At 40.5% G+C, this 20,333-nt stretch carries 15 protein-coding genes; 7 read left to right on the top strand and 8 right to left on the bottom strand.

Translation table 11 applies throughout. The features are described 5' to 3' along the window. Positions 1-131: 131 nt before the first annotated feature. Entirely contained in the window at positions 132-2,411 is a 2,280-nt protein-coding gene (locus BVH02_RS15545) for a TonB-dependent receptor (protein WP_191278343.1), read from the bottom strand. A gap of 111 nt (positions 2,412-2,522) precedes the next feature. On the opposite strand from BVH02_RS15545, the gene BVH02_RS15540 reads away from it, so the two are divergent. Then, a complete protein-coding gene (locus tag BVH02_RS15540) occupies positions 2,523-3,182 on the top strand; it encodes a metal-dependent transcriptional regulator (protein WP_086502387.1) in 660 nt (219 codons plus the stop codon). Between the two features lie 92 nt (positions 3,183-3,274). On the opposite strand, the gene BVH02_RS15535 is transcribed toward BVH02_RS15540, so the two are convergent. Both BVH02_RS15535 and BVH02_RS15530 read right to left on the bottom strand, forming a co-directional pair. Further along, positions 3,275-3,628 (bottom strand): hypothetical protein, encoded by a 354-nt coding sequence (locus BVH02_RS15535; protein ID WP_143244227.1) that lies wholly within the window; start codon positions 3,626-3,628, stop codon positions 3,275-3,277. A gap of 59 nt (positions 3,629-3,687) precedes the next feature. Further along, entirely contained in the window at positions 3,688-4,800 is a 1,113-nt protein-coding gene (locus tag BVH02_RS15530; RefSeq protein WP_086502385.1) for a hypothetical protein, read from the bottom strand. A gap of 319 nt (positions 4,801-5,119) precedes the next feature. Between BVH02_RS15530 and BVH02_RS15525 the strand changes: the two genes are divergently transcribed. After that, positions 5,120-5,932 carry an amidohydrolase family protein gene (locus BVH02_RS15525; RefSeq protein WP_086502384.1) on the top strand — a complete coding sequence of 271 codons (813 nt, stop codon included), beginning with the start codon at positions 5,120-5,122 and terminating at the stop codon, positions 5,930-5,932. 200 nt (positions 5,933-6,132) lie between these two features. Here the strand turns inward: BVH02_RS15525 and BVH02_RS15520 are convergent, their stop codons facing one another. After that, positions 6,133-8,211 carry a S9 family peptidase gene (locus BVH02_RS15520; RefSeq protein WP_086502383.1) on the bottom strand — a complete coding sequence of 693 codons (2,079 nt, stop codon included), beginning with the start codon at positions 8,209-8,211 and terminating at the stop codon, positions 6,133-6,135. A gap of 262 nt (positions 8,212-8,473) precedes the next feature. Further along, positions 8,474-10,714: a DUF7133 domain-containing protein gene (locus tag BVH02_RS15515; RefSeq protein WP_086502382.1), complete on the bottom strand. Its 2,241-nt coding sequence runs from the start codon at positions 10,712-10,714 to the stop codon at positions 8,474-8,476. 240 nt (positions 10,715-10,954) lie between these two features. On the opposite strand from BVH02_RS15515, the gene BVH02_RS15510 reads away from it, so the two are divergent. From BVH02_RS15510 to BVH02_RS15490, 5 genes are all read left to right on the top strand, one after another. Next, entirely contained in the window at positions 10,955-11,887 is a 933-nt protein-coding gene (locus BVH02_RS15510) for an aldo/keto reductase (RefSeq protein WP_086502381.1), read from the top strand. 244 nt (positions 11,888-12,131) lie between these two features. After that, entirely contained in the window at positions 12,132-13,151 is a 1,020-nt protein-coding gene (locus tag BVH02_RS15505) for a zinc-binding alcohol dehydrogenase family protein (RefSeq protein WP_086502380.1), read from the top strand. 4 nt (positions 13,152-13,155) lie between these two features. Beyond that, entirely contained in the window at positions 13,156-13,971 is an 816-nt protein-coding gene (locus tag BVH02_RS15500; protein WP_086502379.1) for a sugar phosphate isomerase/epimerase family protein, read from the top strand. 272 nt (positions 13,972-14,243) lie between these two features. After that, entirely contained in the window at positions 14,244-14,585 is a 342-nt protein-coding gene (locus tag BVH02_RS15495; RefSeq protein ID WP_086502378.1) for an L-rhamnose mutarotase, read from the top strand. Positions 14,586-14,796: 211 nt separating this feature from the next. Then, positions 14,797-15,366, top strand: coding sequence for a mycothiol transferase (locus BVH02_RS15490; RefSeq protein ID WP_086502377.1), 570 nt, complete (start codon positions 14,797-14,799; stop codon positions 15,364-15,366). A gap of 6 nt (positions 15,367-15,372) precedes the next feature. On the opposite strand, the gene BVH02_RS15485 is transcribed toward BVH02_RS15490, so the two are convergent. The 3 genes from BVH02_RS15485 to BVH02_RS15475 form a co-directional block, all read right to left on the bottom strand. Next, a complete protein-coding gene (locus BVH02_RS15485; RefSeq protein ID WP_086502376.1) occupies positions 15,373-18,138 on the bottom strand; it encodes a carboxypeptidase-like regulatory domain-containing protein in 2,766 nt (921 codons plus the stop codon). A gap of 136 nt (positions 18,139-18,274) precedes the next feature. Next, complete coding sequence (locus BVH02_RS15480; RefSeq protein WP_086502375.1) at positions 18,275-19,660, bottom strand: arginine decarboxylase; 1,386 nt, start codon at positions 19,658-19,660, stop codon at positions 18,275-18,277. 117 nt (positions 19,661-19,777) lie between these two features. After that, entirely contained in the window at positions 19,778-20,212 is a 435-nt protein-coding gene (locus BVH02_RS15475) for a hypothetical protein (RefSeq protein WP_086502374.1), read from the bottom strand. Positions 20,213-20,333: the final 121 nt, after the last annotated feature.

The raw sequence follows: 20,333 nt of genomic DNA, 5'->3' as shown, positions 1-20,333 counted from the left end.
GTTCAAAAAACCTCTTCTCATTTGACATGTTGTGGCACACTCACCAAAACAATTCTATGATAAGGAATGATGGTAATCATAAAATTGCGATCTCTGCGTAAACCTCTGTGCACTTTCCGGTTAAAAAAAACTTAATCCAAAACCGTAAACCTCACTCCCAAAAACCCTCTGATCCCCTGATTTGGAGCATAAACATAGGTAGGATCAAAAGTTAATGCATTTGGATTGCCCGGAGTAGGAATCACTGATCCATCCTGCGCAAAGTCAACTCCTCTATCAAATGGATCAAAAGCTCTTGCAATAGAATTTGCCGCAGGCGTGAAATTCAGTAGGTTTTTGACTCCTCCAAACACTTCCCATTTTTCACCCAGCTTTTTGGTCAACTGTATATTCTGAAGACTATACCAAGGCGAATACCCAGGTCTGTCATCTAGCGGACCTAGCAAAGGCAATCGCATAGGACTGTAAACATTTCCTGTATAATCCACCGTCAAACCCAAGCTGAAAATCTCATAACCAACGGACCAAACACCAGAAAACTTCTCCGTGAGTAACTGCCGTCTTTTAACTCCCTCCTCTTCTATACTCACATCCATTAACGTTCCCCCCGCTGTCACACTCAACCCATTTGGCCATGCAACATCTAGATTTAGAGAGACACCTTTAGAAACAGCTGAACCCTTCAAATTAGAATAAATGATCTGATTTGGGTTGGTTTCATAATTTGGGATAATTCTGTTGGTGAAATAAGTGTAAAATGCTGAACCATCTAATCCAACAAATACACCTTTGGCTGAATAGATTTTCTTTACAAGATTGGCATTTGCATTCCAGCTTTGCTCAGGCTTCAATTCCTCTGTAAATACAACTTCCCTCGCACCCGTCAGCGCTGCATGATCTTCAGTAAATACGTTGGCTACTCGAAAACCATTTCCTGCGGAAAGTCTCAAAACTGTATGCTTGTCACTTGAGGATAACTTATAATTTACACGAGGTGAAAAGATCGATCCGTGAATGGAATTATAGTCGTAACGAGCTCCTAATAGCAAACTCTGATTGGCCGTCAACTTAATTTCATCCTGTAAGAAAACTCCTGGTAAATGAATGACTGAAGGTGCGTTTTCATCCAAATTAAGCCTCGAGGTAGCAGAAGTATTATCATCATAGTAGGTGTATCTATAAGCCAAGCCAAGCAATAAACCATGTTTCTGAGCAGTTTTTGCCCAGGTCAATTGTCCAAAACCAATGTACTGGCTAGCTTTATAGATAGTCGTCCCATATACCGAATTTTGATTATGTCCATTAGCTGAAAACTGAAAATTCATATTCTCAGAAGTTGGCAACTGCCAAGTACCAAAAGTCTCCCATCGACTAGTATAAATACTCTCTCCATAAACTTCATCTCCGCCTCTATCCGCAGATGTCCAGTCCATCTCTCCTCCCCAGCGATCTTCATAGACATATCTTCCAGCCATGGTGAAAAGCCTATCATCGGGTCTTTGGACATTGATTTTCTGGAAAAAAGATATTCGCTTAGAAAGTGTGACATCGGTAAACCCATCACCATTATTATCAATGGGATTGTCGTAATAAAAGCCATTTATTCCCGTAAGCGATTGTATTTTCTTGCCCCAATTTGAACGCAAACCAAGATCCAAATTCATCTCTCCCCAGCCAGTAGCAAAGAAGTCTGTAGACACTAAAGGTGCTGCTTCAGGTTTTTTTGTAATTACATTAATCAGTCCTCCGACTGCTTCAGAACCATAAAGTGTGGAAGCCGGGCCTTTCACTACTTCCACCCTATCTATCAGCGCTTGAGGAATACCCGTCAATCCATAAACTGTTGCTAAACCACTCACAATCGGCATACCGTCAATCAGCACCATGGTGTATGGTCCTTCTAATCCATTGATGTGAATGTCACCCGTATTACAAACATTGCAATTGATCTGCGGACGCACTCCATTCACATTTTGTAGAGATTCAAAGATAGAAGGCGTAGGATTTGCTCTGAAAAAATTAGCGTTGTACACCTCTACTGGCACTGGACTGTCCAATTTGGAAACCTCCTGCATGGTGCCAGAGACGACAACTTCATCCAATCCACCGTCCATTTCCTCCATTTGAAAAACTAGTTCCTCTGAGCTTTGTGGAATCGCCACTTTCAATTGAGCAGACTTAAACCCTACCATCGATGCTTGAATGATGTATGTTCCTGACTCCTTAATTTCTATTCGGAACTTTCCATCCGCATCTGTAACAGCACCTACATTGAGGTTTTTGATATAGACATTTGCAAATTCTACAGGATCATTTTCCAGCATTACTCTACCTTTCACTGTACTAGTTTGGGCAGAAATAGCCCCTGAAAAAAAGAATAAACCAATAAATAAGAGGTACTTATATTTCATAAAACGGTAGTTAAATTTTTATTAGATACGACAAATCTACATTGTTAGATCTATCTAACAAAATTGTTTTAATAATTTTTTTATCATATTTGAATACTAAAGCAATAGAACATGGCATCTCAAACAGAAGAGAACTACCTGAAATCACTTTTTAATCTCGCTAATGAGAAAAGCGAAGTGAATATTTCCGAGCTGGCAACTCAGATGCAAGTCAGCATGCCTACGGTAAACAGCATGGTGAAGACCCTCCAAAAAAATGAATGGTTAATCTATGAAAAGTATAAGCCAGTAACGCTGACCCCAAAAGGCAAAAAAGAAGCTGCACTAATCATCCGAAAGCATAGGCTGACAGAGATGTTTTTAGTAAACAAAATGGGGTTTGGATGGGAAGAAGTCCATGAGATTGCAGAGCAGGTAGAACATATCCACGCTCCAAAATTCTTCGAGCGGATGGACGAAATGTTGGGTTACCCAACTATCGACCCCCATGGTTCTCCTATTCCAGACAAGCAAGGCCGCATACAAGAAATCAACTACCTCAGTCTATCCGATTGCAAAGCTGGACAAACCGTAATACTTGCCGCACTTACTAACTCCTCAACGGAATTTTTAGAATTTCTTAATGGCAGAAACTTGAGTCTAGGCACTGAACTGAAAATCACATCTAAAGAAGGCTACGATCAAAGTATTGTTGTTTCCTACTTGGATCATTCTAGTGAGACACTATCAGAAAAAGTATGCGAAAAGCTTTTGGTTAAAGTGTTGGAGTAGAAAAGGCAAATTGAAGTTTCATTTCCATGGACACATTTAACAGATAGTTATCAGCTAGACGGTAAATTACTAGTATAAAGTTTTTTCGGTCTTCATACACCAAAAGCGTTAGCAGGAAAGGTACTCAGATAATATTCCAAATAATTTAGATCGAGAGATACAAAGCTATTTCCAACAGACGTTTCTTGTTCGATTTCTCGAACAATAGCTTCTTTTGAATATTGCTCACCATTCAAGGTGGAAACCATGGTATTCTCTTCAGAGGATTGATAACGTTTAATTGCTAGTTTGATACGTGAATCCTTATCCATTTTGGCAAAAGGATAAATTTTCTGTTCGCCATTAGCCACTTTATCGTAATAGCTAAATTCACAGGTTTGTGGCTTGTAGCTAAGTGGTTTGCCTTTAGCTTCTAATGCGATTGGAGGTAGTGTTATTTTTTCCATAATGTTAAAGTTAAAAATAGCAGCTGTTTGTTTTTCAAAACAACTGCTATGTGAATGCATTATAAACGTTTCATGGTGAAATCCGCCAAGGTCATATGGTAGAAAACATAAGGCTGGATTCTAGCAGTTTTGCTTCCCCAAGCAGCACCAGACATGGCTGAGCGCATCAGGTCACGGTCTTGCATGAGCAATGCAGCTGTGGTAGTACCTGGCACAGCTGCCATACCCACATTAAACTGAGCAACTGAATCCGCTACGGACTGCTGAACAGTACGTCCAAGAGCCATGCTGATATCATATTGTGAATCGGCAATCCAAAAGAGTGTTGAATTTGCCCAAGTAAAAGTGAAATTCTCCGTGTATCCCATATAAGAGAATGCGCCCTTGGAAACTGTATTTGGCCCCAAATCTCTTCCAGTTCGGCAACTCAAAAAGTGAATGGAGCTATTGTCTACTTCCGAAGAATCATACGAACCTACGCGAAGTAAACTGGAGTTGCTATGGCCGGTATAGTTGTCATAATTTCCATGACCGATCCCACTGATATAAGTCACCCTTGATTCTTTTGCTCTGGCTGCAAAATTAGTACGATTGTCATTCACCCCTATCAGCTTAATCACCTCGAAACCACGACTTGCGAAAACAGGGTGAACATTATTTTGCCTATAGGTAGCAACCTCGCTGGTGACACTATCCGTGGTGTTTTCACAAAACAATACTTTGTTGGAAAAAAGCTTCCACTGAGCCTTTGGGATGATTTTCCATTCAGTAGGAATAGTGGGCAATACTTCGGCCTTTGGCATCACAAATTTGAGCGAATCTATAGATATCTTTCCCAGCATCTGATTAAGCAAGTATTCCGCATACTTTACCTCTGCATCTGCGATCTGCCTTCCAAAGGAAGTTTGGTTTTCAATATGAGATATAATTTCCGCCTTACTATACGTACCAGCTTCTATCACTCCGATCTTCAATTCTGGTTCTAGCTTAATTCGCTGTATTGCCAGCTTGGCTATGTTGTCAAGTGAGGTGAGATCCATGCCAAATTTTGGAGGCATTTTTCCAGATACTACTTCTTTCGCATACATAAGTGATCCATCACCTCGCACGCCAATTGCTTTTTCTGCAGCAAACTCCGGTAAGGTAAGCTTGCCTAGTTTTATTGTCTTCATTTTGATATTTAGATAAAAATTTTCGCCTACTATTAGCGGTTTCGGCTATCCGTCTATAAATAGATTTGTCAATCGTATTTACTTAAAAATTAATCAGTTACTTAAAAATTTGTGTCGCGGCACATGATCAAATTTAGAAAAAAACCAGAATTTATAGCTTCAATTTTTACTGATTTTGCGGAGACTTTTATGGAAAATTAATTTTATAAAAAATTTACTTTGCCTGCAGCTAAGACATCTCATGAGTTACTTGAATATTTTGGCTTTTCTTCCCTTGGTCAAAATATTGTTACATTTTGCACCAACCAATTTTTGAAACATGATCATAGACGTCCACACCCACATCAATAATTACCATGAAGAACGTGTGGTATCACTTGAAGACTGCCTAAATAAATTGACCGAAACAATGGAAGAAAATGAGGTTGATTACTCCCTAGTTCTCACTTCGTACAAAGTCAATGAACATCGACCTAGTACCAAAAAGGTGGTAGAAGCTATTGCAAACAGGAAAAACTTAGGGGTGGTCGCCGGAATCAGTTATCTGAATTATAACCATCATGATCTCCGCGAAATCGCAGAATATCTAGAGACAGGACTTATTAAAGGTCTCAAACTCTATCCTGGATACGAACCATTTTATCCAAGTGATTCAAGAATGAAAGTCGTCTATGACATGGCGATAGAATATGATGTACCGGTTATGTTTCACTCAGGTGACACCTATTCTCCCACAGGCAGGGTAAAATATTCCCACCCAATTCATCACGATGATCTGGCAGTGGACTATCCCGATTTGAAAATTGTGATTTGCCATGTAGGAAATCCTTGGATCAAAGACTGTATGGAAGTCACCTACAAAAACAAAAATGTTCATGCAGACTTTTCAGGATTGGTCTTAGGGGATTTCACTGAGAAATTTGAACGTTGGATGAAAAATGAATTGGAGCAGATGATCACTTATGCGGGTAACCCAAAGTACCTGCTTTACGGAACAGACTGGCCTATTTCTTCGATGAAATCATATTTGAATTTCATGAAAAATCTAGAGCTCCCCGATGATAAAAAGGAAATGATTCTTTGGAAAAATGCTGCAGAGTTATTTAAGATAGATGTAAATAGCTTTAAATAGAAGTTCATACCATTACAAGTCTAGATTGCTTCGTTCCTCGCAATGACGATAAATAGATCATACGATTTGATATTAACTTAGCTCAACTTGACAATTGCGATCTCTGCGTAACCTCCGTGCCCAATGCAGTAAACTTGAATTATAAAAAAACCACCTGCCGATTGCTCAGCAGGTGGTTTTTTATGAAATCAAATTTTAGATTAACGAACTACTTTTTTATAATCAGTTACTAAGTGCTCAATGAAAAATTCCATCATTCTATCTCTGTTCAGAGCAGTGTGACCTCCATCAGGTGCAAGTTGCACTTCAATGCTTTTGCCAGCATCTTGGAATGCTTTAATCAGCATTAGTGAATTGGCTGGGTGAACATTGTTGTCTGCAGTTCCAAAGAAAACCAATAACTCACCTTCTAGCTGATCAACTTTATTCATCAAGCTAAAGTTGTTATAACCTTCTTCATTGTTCTCCAGTGTACTCATGAATCGCTCTGTGTAGATATTATCATATAACCTCCAGTCAGTCACCGATGAATTGGCTACAGCCGCGTGGACTAACTCTGGGAATCTTAGCAACATAGATGCTGCGGTAGTTCCGCCATAAGAGGTTCCGTACACACCTACTCTATCCTTATCGAAGTAAGGACGGTTATGAAGTGATTTAATGCCTTCGGCAAAATCATCCATTTCTACTAAACCTAGGTTTCCATACAATTGATCAAGCAATTTCTTTCCTCCACCTTTTAGATTTCTGCCATCAATATTCAATACCAAGAAACCGTATTCTGTCATAGGGTCTGGAGTGCTGAAATTCTCTCTAAATGCATTGGTAGCCGGACCACCGTAGTTATTTAGGATGACTGGATACTTTTTGCTTGGGTCAAAATTCGATGGGAAGTGAATCATACCATGCAATTCAGTCACGCCATCTTTGGAAGTAAAAGTAAATACCTCCACTTTTTTCAAGCCCAATTCTTCAAACTCGCTCATGTCACTTTTCGCCAACTCAGCAACCACTTTGCCCTTAGCATCGAGTAAATTCGTAAATGGTGGAATGTCATGCGTCTGAGCGATATCTACGAAAAACTTTCCATCAGGAGAGATCGTCACTGAATGAAGGTATGCTGGATCAGTCAATCGAGTATCTTTCGTGCCATCAAGCTGAACACGATGAAGCTGCATGAGCATGTGATTTTCACCACTGCGAGCCATATAGTACAACAACTTTTTATCCTCATCCACCTTCACAATAGTAGATACTTCGAAAGGATGAGAAGTGATTACATTGACTAGCGTTCCGTCAAAGTTGTATAAGTAATAATTGTTGAAACCGGATCTTTCAGACGCCCATATAAAGTGCTTTCCATCAGCCAAGACGTTCATTTCTGGAGAATTCTCTACAAAACTAGGAAGCCACTCTTCACGGATTACTGTTCTACTTTTGCCAGTCTCAGGATTTGCAGCACGTAATTCAAGGATATTCTGGCGTCTATTCGTAGAATGGTAAAGCAATTCTTTGCCGTCAGGAGTCCAAGACATATCATAGATATAAGTTCCTAAATCTCCATCAGAATATGGCTTACCATCTCTGATATCCAGTTCCGTCATCTTTTTGGTAGCCACATCATAGACCATCAGATCGACAGGAAGATTTGGCTCACCTACCTTAGGATACGCCTCCACTTCAAGAGAATCATACAGTTCCAACTGGTTCAAAAGCACATAATATTTCTTTACATCCTTCTCTACAAATCTGTAGAATGCAATTTTGCTACCGTCTGGAGACCACCACATCGCAGTGTTTTGGCTTAATTCTTCACCATAAACCCAAGTTGCGATACCATATTTCACCTGGTTTTCCTCGTTACCATCTGTAGTGATTGCAACTACATTGCTGCCGTCAGCATTACTGAGGTACATGTTACGGTCCTTGGTGAATGCTTTTAATTTTCCGTCAGGAGATTCAGCAGAATCAAATTGACGACCACGTACAGGGCGATTAAAAGCACGTCGCTCAGGTCTTGTGATTTCACCAGCTTCTGTTACCTTTTTGGTCTTAACTGAGAAAGATTGAAGCTTACCATTTTCAACATATGTAAAGGACTGACCATCGGGAGCCCAAGTCACATTTAGACTTCCGGGCTTTACTGCCGATCTATACTGAGGTACCATTTTCTGATATTGTTCATAGCCAGGCATATTTTTGAGCTTGTCTTGAGCTTGCGATACAGAAATGGTAGTGGCCAACGCTACAGCCATTGTGAGGAAGAACTTATTCTTCATATACTATCCGGGTTAAGTTTATTCTAGTTGCGATGATACTATTTTTAGCTGTAAAAAGCAGGTAGAAATACACGATAGGTTTTACAAACAACTTATAATTTACGTTTCCTACTGGCACTAGTCATTCTATATTTATTTGGAAGACACTCTTAGCCTTTTGCCAAAGCGTTTCGAAAAAGGGAAAAATAATTTACCTTAAAGCAAAAAAAAATAGAAGCCTGTAGGTAGGTGCTACAGGCTTCTATATGATACTCCTAACTTATTACTTACTTTTTTTCTCAGCAGGAAGGCCTGGATTTTCCTCCAACTCCTTCAGCGTCCAATAGCCCTTTTTATCCTTATAAGCATCTCTCACATAACCAACTGTCACTCTCCACACCGTCCCTTCATTATTCAAATGTCCTCGGATGTAGCTTAGCACATTGGCGATCTCAGTGTCATCGTATTGCGCAGCAGGTGCCATCGGTCCATTGAATTCTTTACCATCTACAGGTCCCGTCAAGCCGTTCATTAGGATTTTTATGGTGGTCTCTGGATCACCAGTCACGCGTGGTGAACCTACAAGCGAGGGAGCCAACTGGTCGATTCCCTTTCCATCTGCTCCATGGCATGCAGAGCAGAAATCCTTGAAGATCACATAGCCTGCTACAATCTGTGAACCACCATTCGTCATTTTGTACTTATTCTTGAGCATTTGAATCTCAGAAAAAGAAGGATTTAGATTCTCGGCTGTAGTAGCCACAAGAAGCTCGTTATTCGGATAGTTATCTTTAATCTGAGTCACCATAGCCTTGGTCTCCTCACTATGAATCCTAGCAGAAAGTACTACTTGCTGCAATACCTCAGCATCTTTGTCGAATCCCATCGCATTAAGCGCTTCCAGCATATCTGCGTCATTTGCCTTTAGGTATCGCTCACTGATTCTCACCGCCGCAGCTCGGACGCGAGGATCTTTATCTTTCATGGCAATCTTCACCAATTCTTTGCTCTCAGCATGCAGACCTTCCAAAGTCCAAAGCGCATGTACTCTCTCTATTCCATAATCTTTATCATCCTTAAATAAGGTTTGGAAAAACCCCTCGTTACCCTTCACGATACTTTCCAACTCAGGCACTACTGACATATCTTTCTTTAGTATGATCAACTTCTGAGCATTTAGCCTCCACCAGCCATTTGGATGTGATAGGTATTGTATTAATTCACCAGCAGATTTATTAAGCAATTGTGGCTTTTCGCCAAGAGTCGTCTCTTCATGATATACTCGATAAATCCTCCCTCTTTGGAAAAACTTATCGTATCCATACTTATCAACCATCTCTCTCAAATAACTTCCTTTTCCTACCCAGTTGCCTTCCTGTATAATTCCACGATACATATCCGCGATATACAAACTTCCATCAGGACCTGTGCTTGAGAAAACCGGACGGAAAAGCGGATCAGTTGAAGCTAAAAATTCAGTCTTCTCATACGGGTTTTCCAACACGATTTTGCCATCCACATGATTCACTTTGGCTCTGCGAATCAGACGACCCACTGGCTCAGGAATAAAAAGATCTCCGTAAGCTCCAGGCATTTTATCCCCCAAATAAACTTCCTGACCAGAAACTGCAGTAAATGTATTTAAGGTATTGTCTTCAGCTCTTACTCTACGTAACCCACCCTGCACATCAATATTTCCCACAATAGGCCAAGGCTCTATAAAGCTCTCATCCCAATGATCTTTCAAAGTGAGCTGTCCGTAAGCAGGATTTTGTTGGAATCCCAAGGCTGGAATTTCTCCTCCAGCACGTGAGAAAAACAACCTACCTACTTCATCCTGAGTCAAGCCATACTGACCAGGCATAGGCTCAGGAAGCGTGTCTCGGATCAATCGATCATTTTCAAATCTGTAGCGAAAAGGGTCATTGGAGACATATAGCCAATTGTCTATTCCCCAAATCATATTTGCGTCCTGATGTTCTAGGTTACGATTATCACGATCCGGATCTCCAAGAATCAATATTTTCTCATCTGCTACCCCATCATTATCCGTGTCGCGATAGCTGTAAAGATTTCTATCGTAAGTCACTCCCACAATCACACGATCATCCAGCGGCAAAATAATCCTCGGTAAAACCAAGCTATCTATGAACACCGAACTTTTGTCCATTACTCCATCTCCGTCTGTATCATCCAAGAGCATCACCCGACTCCATGGCTCATTCTCATCTGTGGCATCGGCATCCTGCATGTAGGTATTCATTTGTGCGACATACATTCTACCATTGCCATCCCAGGCAAGTGCAATAGGCTCCGAAACCATGGGTTCACTTGCTACCAACTCGATTTTGAAACCTTCGGGAAGGTGAATTCTCTCCATTGATTCTTGAGGAGAAAGTGCTACTAATTCTGGATTTGGATTGATTTCAGGTTTTTCGTAGATCTTATCTTTATATATCTTCTCTTCTTCTTGGCAGGAGGAAAAAAGGATGGTTACTAAACAAATAAGTAAAAGGTGTTTCATTGGGTTACAAGGTTTGATTAATATAGAGGTGAAAGCAAAGGATTTGAAAGTTTGATCCTGCCTTTCTTACAAAGGACAAGAAATCAGTTTACAATAAATCAAAAATTAATGGAATGTGTATCCTTAGATATACTAAAACTCGCTCTGGCAATTTGCCATTCGACCAAATTTGATTTCCCTACTCATAAAATCTCCATATATTGGATTTGTAAAGTAACAACCCCAACAATAACCTAATTTATGGAATACAGAAAGTTAGGAAACACTGGAATAGACCTGTCTATTCTAGGTTTTGGAGCGTCACCTATGGGAGATGTTTTCAATGTTTCTGACGAAAAAGACGGTTACCGAGCCGTAGCCTATGCAATCGATCATGGTGTGAATTTTTTCGATGTTTCTCCTTTTTATGGTCTTACCCTGGCGGAAAAGCGACTGGGAAATGCACTGGAAGGAAAGCGGGACAAGGTGATTTTAGCTACAAAATGTGGCCGCTATGACCTGCAGGAATTTGATTTTTCTGAAAAGCGTATTCTCAAAAGTGTAGATGAATCTCTTTCCAGACTCAAAACAGATTACGTCGATCTCCTTCAGCTTCATGACATAGAGTTTGTGGACAAAGAGCAAATCCTAAATGAAGCTTGGCCAACACTGGTAAAACTTAAAGAGTCAGGAAAAGCCCGATTTATAGGAATTACTGGTTTGCCAGTAAATTACTTAGCAGAAATCACTCGAAATATAGATGTAGACACAGTCCTGTCTTGGGCGCATTACAATCTACTGGAAGATGAAATCAATCGAGAATTGGTGCCCCTTTCTAAAGAAAAGGGCTTCGGTTTGATGAATGCTGCTCCTTTGATGCAACGTATACTTTCGGATGCTCCGTTACCTGAATGGCATAGATCTCCACAAGCGATGAAGAACATGCAATCAAAACTGCTTACACTTTGCACTAGCTATGGAGTGAAACTAAGCGATGTTGCGATTAGATATGCATTGGATCATCCAGATATTACCACGACAATTGTAGGCATGTGTGATCTATCTACAATTACTCAAAATGTATCTGTGCTGGATTTCAAGATTCCTCAAGGTCTTTTGGAGGAAATCGAAACCCTCGTCGCTCCTGTCAAAAACCAAATGTGGTTTGAAGGAAAAGCGGAGAATAATATTTAAGAAAAAGATAGAAGATAGAAGACGGGAGACAGAAGACCGGGGAGGCGTTCATCACAAACAACTTAGTATTAAAGCGATCTGTTTGTAAGTGATAACCCTTCGACTTCGCTCAGGGTGACAATCGACTTCGCTCAGGGTGACAATCGACTCCGCTCAGGGTGACAATCGTGTCAGACTGAGCGAAGTCGAAGTCGGCATATAGTAAACTTTGAAGTAGAATATTCAACCGATAAACTCAAACCTAATGAAAGCACTAGTCCTAACTGATATCGGTAAAACAGAACTCCGAGAAGTCGAAAAGCCCATACCAAAAGCTGGAGAAGTCCTCTTAAAAGTCGGAATGGTTGGTTTTTGCGGAGGAGACCTGAATAGCTATAGAGGCCTTTTCCCTTTACAAGAATACCCAAATATCCTCGGACATGAAGTAGGCGGAACCATCGAGGAACTCGGAGCTGATATTCCTGAGAACATCAAAGTCGGAATGAAAGTGACGGTTTACCCTTATTTGAATTGTGGAAAATGCATCGCTTGTCGCAAAGGCGCTCGAAATGCCTGCAAGGAAAATAAGACTATGGGCGTTCGCCGACCAGGTGCGATGTGCAGATACATTGCGTTGCCTTGGCAGGATGTGTTTCCTTCTGAGAAATTATCACTTCGTGAGCTAGCTTTGGCGGAGCCACTGACAGTTGGTTTTCACTCTGTGAATCGTGCAAAAGTTACTTCACAAGATCGAGTGGCTGTGATCGGTTGTGGAATTGTTGGTTTGGGAGCTGTAGCATCGGCTGTGAATAAAGGTGCACAAGTGATTGCCATTGACTTGGATGATGCCAAACTGGCGATCGCAAAGAAAATTGGCGTGAAGCATACGATAAATCCTAAGAAGGTTGATCTACACAAAACCCTTCAGGAAATGACCACCAACGATGGCCCTGATGTGATCATCGAAGCAGTGGGAAGCCCGATTACTTATCGCCAAGCGGTAGAAGAAGTTGCTTTTACTGGTCGAGTTGTATGTATTGGCTACGCAAAAGCGCCTGTGGAATTCAATACTTCTCTCTTTGTGCAAAAGGAAATAGAAATCTTAGGTTCGAGGAACTGTACCACAGAATTCCCTGAAGTAATTGACTATTTGGAACAAGGTAAATTCCCTGTGGATGAGGTGATCAGCAAAGTGGTGACCATTGACGAGTCCGAACAAGCTCTCGAAGATTGGTCTAAGGATCAGCAGGGGATAATTAAAATAATGATAGATTTTGACAAGTAGAAAAATGATAAAATCCTGCGTAACAATTGCCCTAGTACCTCAAATCAAAAGCGGCCCTTGGATCTATTGGGAAGATCTGGAAGCTGGAATGGAGAAAGCTTCCAAACTAGGTTTTGATGCCATAGAATTGTTCACTCCAGCAGCGGACGCGATTGAGATTCCGAGATTGAAAGCACTTCTCGCAAACCATAAACTGGAACTCGCAGCTGTGGGAACAGGTGCAGGCAAGGTAATTCATGGATTAACGCTTACTGATCCTGATCCAGCTATTCGAGCGAACGCGATTTCATTTATCAAGGATATGATGGATTTCGGAGCTGTTTTTGGTGCTCCGGCGATTATTGGTTCGATGCAGGGAAATGTACTTCCCGGAAATGACAGAGAAGAAACGATGTCTTGGCTTGCCGAAGCTTTGAACCAACTTGGAAAGCATGCAGAATCGATGGGAGTGATCTTGATCTATGAACCCTTAAACCGCTACGAAACCAATTTGCTCAATACTATTGAAGCCGGGTCAAAATTCTTGGATACGCTGGAAACCAAGTCAGTAAAGCTTTTGGCGGACTTATTCCACATGAATATTGAAGAGGGTAATTTGGAAGAAAGCATACTGAATTGGGGTAAATACATAGGCCATGTTCACTTTGCAGATAGTAATAGAAGACCTATGGGTTTTGGACATACATCAATGCAGGAAATAGCATCAGCGCTGAAAACTATTGGATATACTGGTTATGCTTCCGCCGAAGCTTTCCCCTACCCTGATCCGGATGCAGCAGCAGAGCAGACGATTGAGGAGTTTGGGAAATGGTTTCGGTGATTTACGAAGTACGATTGACGATTTACGAGGTTTATAGGTACTCCAACCCATGAATTCACTAGTGAACCGTATGTTATGTTACGATCAATCAGTATTCTTCAGTCTCTCAATTCTTGATTTTGGATTCGATCTCCAATCTCTTTTCTCTAATCTCTTCTCTCTAATCTCTTTTCTCCAATCTCTTCTCTCTAATCTCTTTTCTCTAATCTCCTTTCTCTAATCTCTAATCTCTTTTCTCCAATCTCCTTTCTCTAATCTCTTTAATTTAAAAAATGAAACGCTTCGCACTTACACTTGACCTCATCGATGATGAGGAATCTATCAAAGAATACGAGCAGCATCACGCTGCCGGAGCTGCGTGGCCAGAAGTGACTCAGCACGATATAGATGCGGGAATACTCAATATTGAGATTTTCCGTACAGGAAATCGCATGTTTATGCTGCTGGAAACTGTCGATGAGTTCGACTTCGACGTCAAAGCGAAATTCGATGCTTCCAACCCTGTTATAGCAAAATGGGAAGCCTTTATGTGGAAATATCAGCAAGCTATCCCTTGGGCAAAGCCTGGAGAAAAGTGGATCTTGATGAATAGAATCTTCAAGTCTGGGGAGTGATTGATGAGATCATTTGCATTTTAGCGAGTAGCTATAGTTTCTTTGATTAACTGGTAGGGAAGACCGAAGACAGGAGACCGAAGTGGCCTCAATCGACGGGTTTAACATCTCTTGTAATGCTTTTGATTTTTTTGAAGAAAATAATTAACAAAGTTTGACTACTTGATTTCTAATTTTATACCGATTTTACTGATTCACAAACTCTTATAATATGAAAGATCTGTTTAAACCTCTTTTCATTGTAGCTTTTGCAGTGCTGAGTTCAAGCCTAAGTTTCGGCCAGAATACATTGAATCCTCCAAAAGGCTATGATCATGATACTGGAAATATGGTGTCTATGCTTGAAAACTTACGAGCAAGGATAATCTATAGCACCCAAGAACTCAATCAGGAGCAAACAGATTTTTTACTGGATGATAAAGCCAATCGAATAGGTGCAATGATCATGCACTTAGCGGCCACTGAGGTCTATTATCAAGCATACACATTTGAAGGAAGAGGATTTAACGAGGAGGAAAAAGAGAAATGGGAAAACGCCTTAAACCTAGGCGATGAAGCTAGATCTGAATTAGTAGGAAAACCAATCCAATATTACTTGGACATCTGGTCACAAGTGCGACAAAAAACCTTAGACACATTAAAAGAAAAAGACGATAAATGGTTTGCGAAACTAGCAAAAGGTGGGCAGTTTGATAATCATTGGGCTTGGTTTCATGTGATGGAGCATCAGGCCAATCACATGGGACAGATTAATATGCTAAAAAGCAGATTGCCTAAGTAAAACCGCCTATTTCACTTCGACTTCAAAAGTCTTTTCAAAGGCCAAACCGTCTTTGGTCAATCCCTCAACTCTCAGATTCACACGCTTGAGAACTTGAGGGATTTTTACGTTGAAGGTGTAAACCCCATCTTTACTTTCCGCATTCGCATCCCAAAATAAGGTTGGTTTCAACTCCACAGCCTGATCATCTTCCATCTTGGTTGGGAAAGGAATATCTCGGGAAAAACCACGGATTCTGAATTGCTGAAAGCCTTCTGAATTAAATGCCGTTTGTTCAGCAGTTTCAGATCTCTGACCTTTTTTGGTAGTAATCATAATGACGCCGCCAGCTCCAGCCATTCCAAAAACTGCCGAATTCAACGTGTAAACTTTGATTGATTCCAATTCGGATGGAATGAATGAGCTCATCAATGCGTCAAAACTTACATCATCCAAAAAAGGATAACTAGCCCCATCTATAATCAAAAGTGCATTGGGAACTTTAAACCCAAAATTAAAATTGCCTATACTCTTTCCTCCTTGCTTAAATCCGAAATATCCAGCTAGTGCTGAAGGTGTAATCGTCGCTAATCTATCCTCACCAATCTCACGATCAGGCGTTCCATACCCATAGTTTCGCTCCTCCATGGTTTCAATCTTTTCATCCTCCTTCACAAATTCCTCCAGCAAGATATAATCACCTGAGATGTCAAATCGTAATTCATCATTTACTCTTGGATAAGTCTCATAGCTGATTTTGGGATAAGGCCCTCTGAAGAGCGGCTTGGTTTTAACACCTAATTCTACTGACCCATAATGCTTTTGCTTAGCATCCAATGCTGCTATGGAGAGGGTTGCCGAATCAGTAAAATTCAATCCAGTAGCTCGGAAATAGCCGGAGGAATCTGTCTCAACAATCCCATAATCCGCCAAATCATCTCTAACTAGCGTGATAGGATTGACGTATGGATCCCGCTTTTTATCTCTGGTGAATTGCCCCTCGACTGTGATCCCATACTCTATTTGATGCTGGCCAAGTGCAAGGTTTGCCGGAGCCTGCTTTTCATCTAGCCAATCCATCGCATTTATCAGTGTTTTCTGATTAGCGACAGTGGACACCATATCAGCATCTGTCAGCGAAACCATAAACTCCACATCTGTCAACTCCTCCGTTTCATCCAAAAACGATACCCTGAATTCAATTTCTTTGAAAGAATCTCTGAAAAATACCGAGTCTTTTAAATTGATCATCAGATCACCAAATAAGTCTGGATTTGAAATAGCTACTGCTTTGATATTTTCTTCTTTTTTCAGAACAGGAAGTGCCCTCACAAAAAAATCCTTTTCTGGATAATTCCGCATCCATTCTGTATAAGCTCGAATAAAATAATCGCCAGATTCAAGCTCTTTTGGTATCACAAAAGCTCCAGAGATCTTTCCAATTTGGGTGAAAAATGATTCAGTTTGGATAATCTCAGCGTCTTCATTCATCAAGTCCAAGTAGAGCACTCGGCTGAGCGTATCAGACATTACCTTGTTTTGATAGAGCATTTGCCCTCCCAGCCAAACCGTTTCCCCAGGATAGTAATAAGGCTTATGGGTAGTGAAATACGGTTTTTCCCGTAGGTTATTCCAGCGCTGATATTCTAGTTGACTGCTATCGACTTCTGCCAGGTATTTTTCAAAACTTTCCGAAGGCACATAGTCATGTGGTAAAAGTCGCCCCATTCGCTGCCTACCCATATAACCTGATAAGACCACCTGTGATGGAACAACAGGAATGCCATTTCGATCAATGTCAAAATATCCAAGAGGAGCAGAAATCCAGCTGACTGGATAATAAATATCCGAGTAATAATCGTTTCTCCAGCGCTTTCCTTTGTAATGGATTTCTGCATCATTCGGCCAAAATACTCTGTAATTACCGTTTTTGAGCGGCATTCTTCGAATAGAATCTGGATTGACAAGGTTGATGGATTTGTCGAGTTCTTCAGTGTAGATGTTGGTTCGTTTTCGAAGCATATCTGAAGGCAACACCTGAAAGATCTCGAAATTTTCTGTAGCTGATTTAGAGAGCAAAATTGACTTTAGAAGGTGACGAATAGAACCAACATAGCTAGTTTCCTGATTGGCTTCAGTGATGGCCAACTTCGTAGAATCGCTAATGTCTTTTGGATCAAAAAACACAAAACCAACGTAGCTGGAGCGGTTATTATAAAAACGGTAATCCTTCAAATAGTAGGTCACATCATATCCCAACGCATCATTAACGATTTGCAATGGTTCCTGAGCAGTGGCATGAACGTAATTTGGCCCGCTCTCTTTTATCGTTTCGAAATCTAATACCCAAGGATTTTTGATTTCCAATTGAGAAACTAATGGATCATCCGGAACTGCTAAAAATACATCCTGAAAACGACGTAAGTCCCGCTCCCACTTCTTGTCCCGGCGTGTTTTCAATTCCACCTCAGAAAGCATAGACTCCAAGGGCTCCAACTTAAAATCCAACTTGTTTGTGCCAGCAAGACTGAAAGATTTGGTCTCGGTTTCATACCCCACAAAGGACGCTACGAGTTCAATATTTCGAGGGAGATTTCCAGAAATCAAATACTTTCCATTCACATCCGTGGTGCTACCTATGGTGGTGTTATTGACAAAAACATTGGCGAAAGGCATGGCTTCACCAGTTTTGGAGTTCTTGACAGTTCCAGAAATGGTCTGTGCACTTATTGAAAAATTGATAAAACATGCCATCAGCAAAAAGCAGAGTAATCTAACTAGATATGAAGTCATTAGGAAAAGATTGGGTTTGGCTACTAAGATAGAAGTTTTGGTGAAAAACCTTCTGCTTTTTATCCTCAAAAAAAAAGTCCTGCTTCTGGAGAAGCAGGACAACCGGAAACTTGGAAAAGTTACTGTGTGTGAATTCTTAATATCCAAGAGTCTTTAACATACTCTCTTCCGTCTGATCATCGGCGAAGAGTCGATGGCTGATATTCCCATCTTCGTCCTTCTCGATCAACACATGCTTAGGAGCGGGAATCAAGCAATGCTGAATTCCACCATATCCGCCAAGAGATTCTTGATAAGCTCCCGTATGGAAAAAGCCCAGATACTGCACTTTATTCTCTGGCTTCGGAAGGTATAGATTATACTGATGAGCTTCTGAATTATAATAATCCATGCTATCACAGGTCAATCCACCTAAGTTGATATTTTGATATCCCTCATCCCAGTTGTTCACGGCCAGCATGATGTACTTCTGGTTAAGACCCCAGCTATCAGGTAATTGCGTAATAAATGATCCATCTATGATATACCAAAGCTCCTTGTCGTTTTGAAGTTTTTCCTCCAAAACAGAATACAATACCGCTCCACTCTCTCCTACTGTGTAGCTTCCAAATTCAGTGAAAATGTTTGGCTCTTCTGTATTGTTTTTACCACACATCCACTTGATATTTTTCACGATCTGCTCCGCCATGTATTGGTAGTCGTAGTCGAAAAAGACATTGGTTTTGATCGGCCATCCACCTCCAATATCCATGGAGTCCAAGGTTGGTGAGATCTTTTTCAAGTCCACATATTTCTGGATGAAGCGAGTCAATTCAGACCAGTAATACGCAGTATCTCTGATCCCAGAATTGATAAAGAAATGCAGCATTTTTAGGCTAACATTCGGATTATCTTTGATTTTATCCTCGTAAAGTTGGATGATGTCATTGTATCTCACGCCGAGTCTAGAAGTGTAAAAACCAAACTTTGGCTCCTCATCTGCTGCGATTCTGATCCCAACTTGGAAAGGTACTTTCACATGCTCCAAGTAATAATCGATTTCAGTCAAATTATCCAAAATCGGTACACAATTCACAAAACCTTCATTCAGCAACTCAGAGATGTATTGCTTGTAAAGTTCTCGTTTGAAGCCGTTACAAATAATAAAAGTGTCTTTTGTGATCTTACCCTGAGCATACAAACTTCTGATTAACGGAATGTCAAATGTCGAAGAAGTCTCGATATGTATGTCATTTTTCAGGGCTTCATTCAGCACAAAACTGAAGTGGGAAGACTTGGTGCAGTAGCAATAGGTATAATTCCCTTTGTAGTCATGCTGCTCCATCGCATTCTTAAAATACGTCTTTGCATTCTGAATACTCTCAGAGATTTTTGGCAAATAAGAAAGCTTGAGTGGAGTTCCATAGGTTTCTATAATCTCCATCATATTCACTCCATTGAAGTGCAGTTCATTGTTTTCTACTTTGAATTCCTTCGTAGGAAAATCGAATGTCTGCTCAATCAGATCCTTGTATGTATTCATTTGCAAAAATAATTGGTGTTAAAGCGTTGCAAAAATTGCTTTTTCTCGGGGGAATTCAAATGAAAAAGGGACAAATCCATTCGGATTGTCCCAATATTAAAAAAACATAAGAATTTATTAATTATCTGCTCTACCCATTATGGCGTTCTGAAGCAAGATTTGTTCAGAAAGGAAGTGTTTTCTATGTCTGATAATTTCTTTTAACACCTTTTTGAATCTCACTTCATTTTGCAAATGCAAGATAAGTTGAGAAAAGAAAGAAGAAACTTCAGACTGATTGGACTCTGGATAATGAAAGTATACTGCTTTTTCCGAAGAAGCAAAGCTAAGATTCAAGCTCCGCGGTTTTCCAGCTTCACTTAAACCCTTAAACAATGGGAAAAGAAATTCAAAGCTCTCATCGAACTTGCACATCCCCTGCATCACCAAACCAGATTTCTGATTGAAAATCTTTACGATTTCCTGCTGATTGACGGAAACTTTAGAATAGCCACTGGATAATCCAATTAGCTGATCTACTGATGCGGGTTTTGTCTGTGATAATGCGCTCATTTATGCGAGTTTTAGAATTTAACAACTGGTCAAATGTAGCCGAGTTTTTAATATTATCCTATATTCCCTATAATATTTGTAGGGTTTATTTATAAAATATCAATCGACTGCAGTATCTACC

Origin of the sequence: Algoriphagus ratkowskyi (genome assembly GCF_002150505.1) — a bacterium.
Lineage (GTDB): Bacteria > Bacteroidota > Bacteroidia > Cytophagales > Cyclobacteriaceae > Algoriphagus > Algoriphagus ratkowskyi.
Note: the sequence above shows the minus strand (reverse complement) of the source record. Positions and strands in the feature narration are given on the sequence as shown.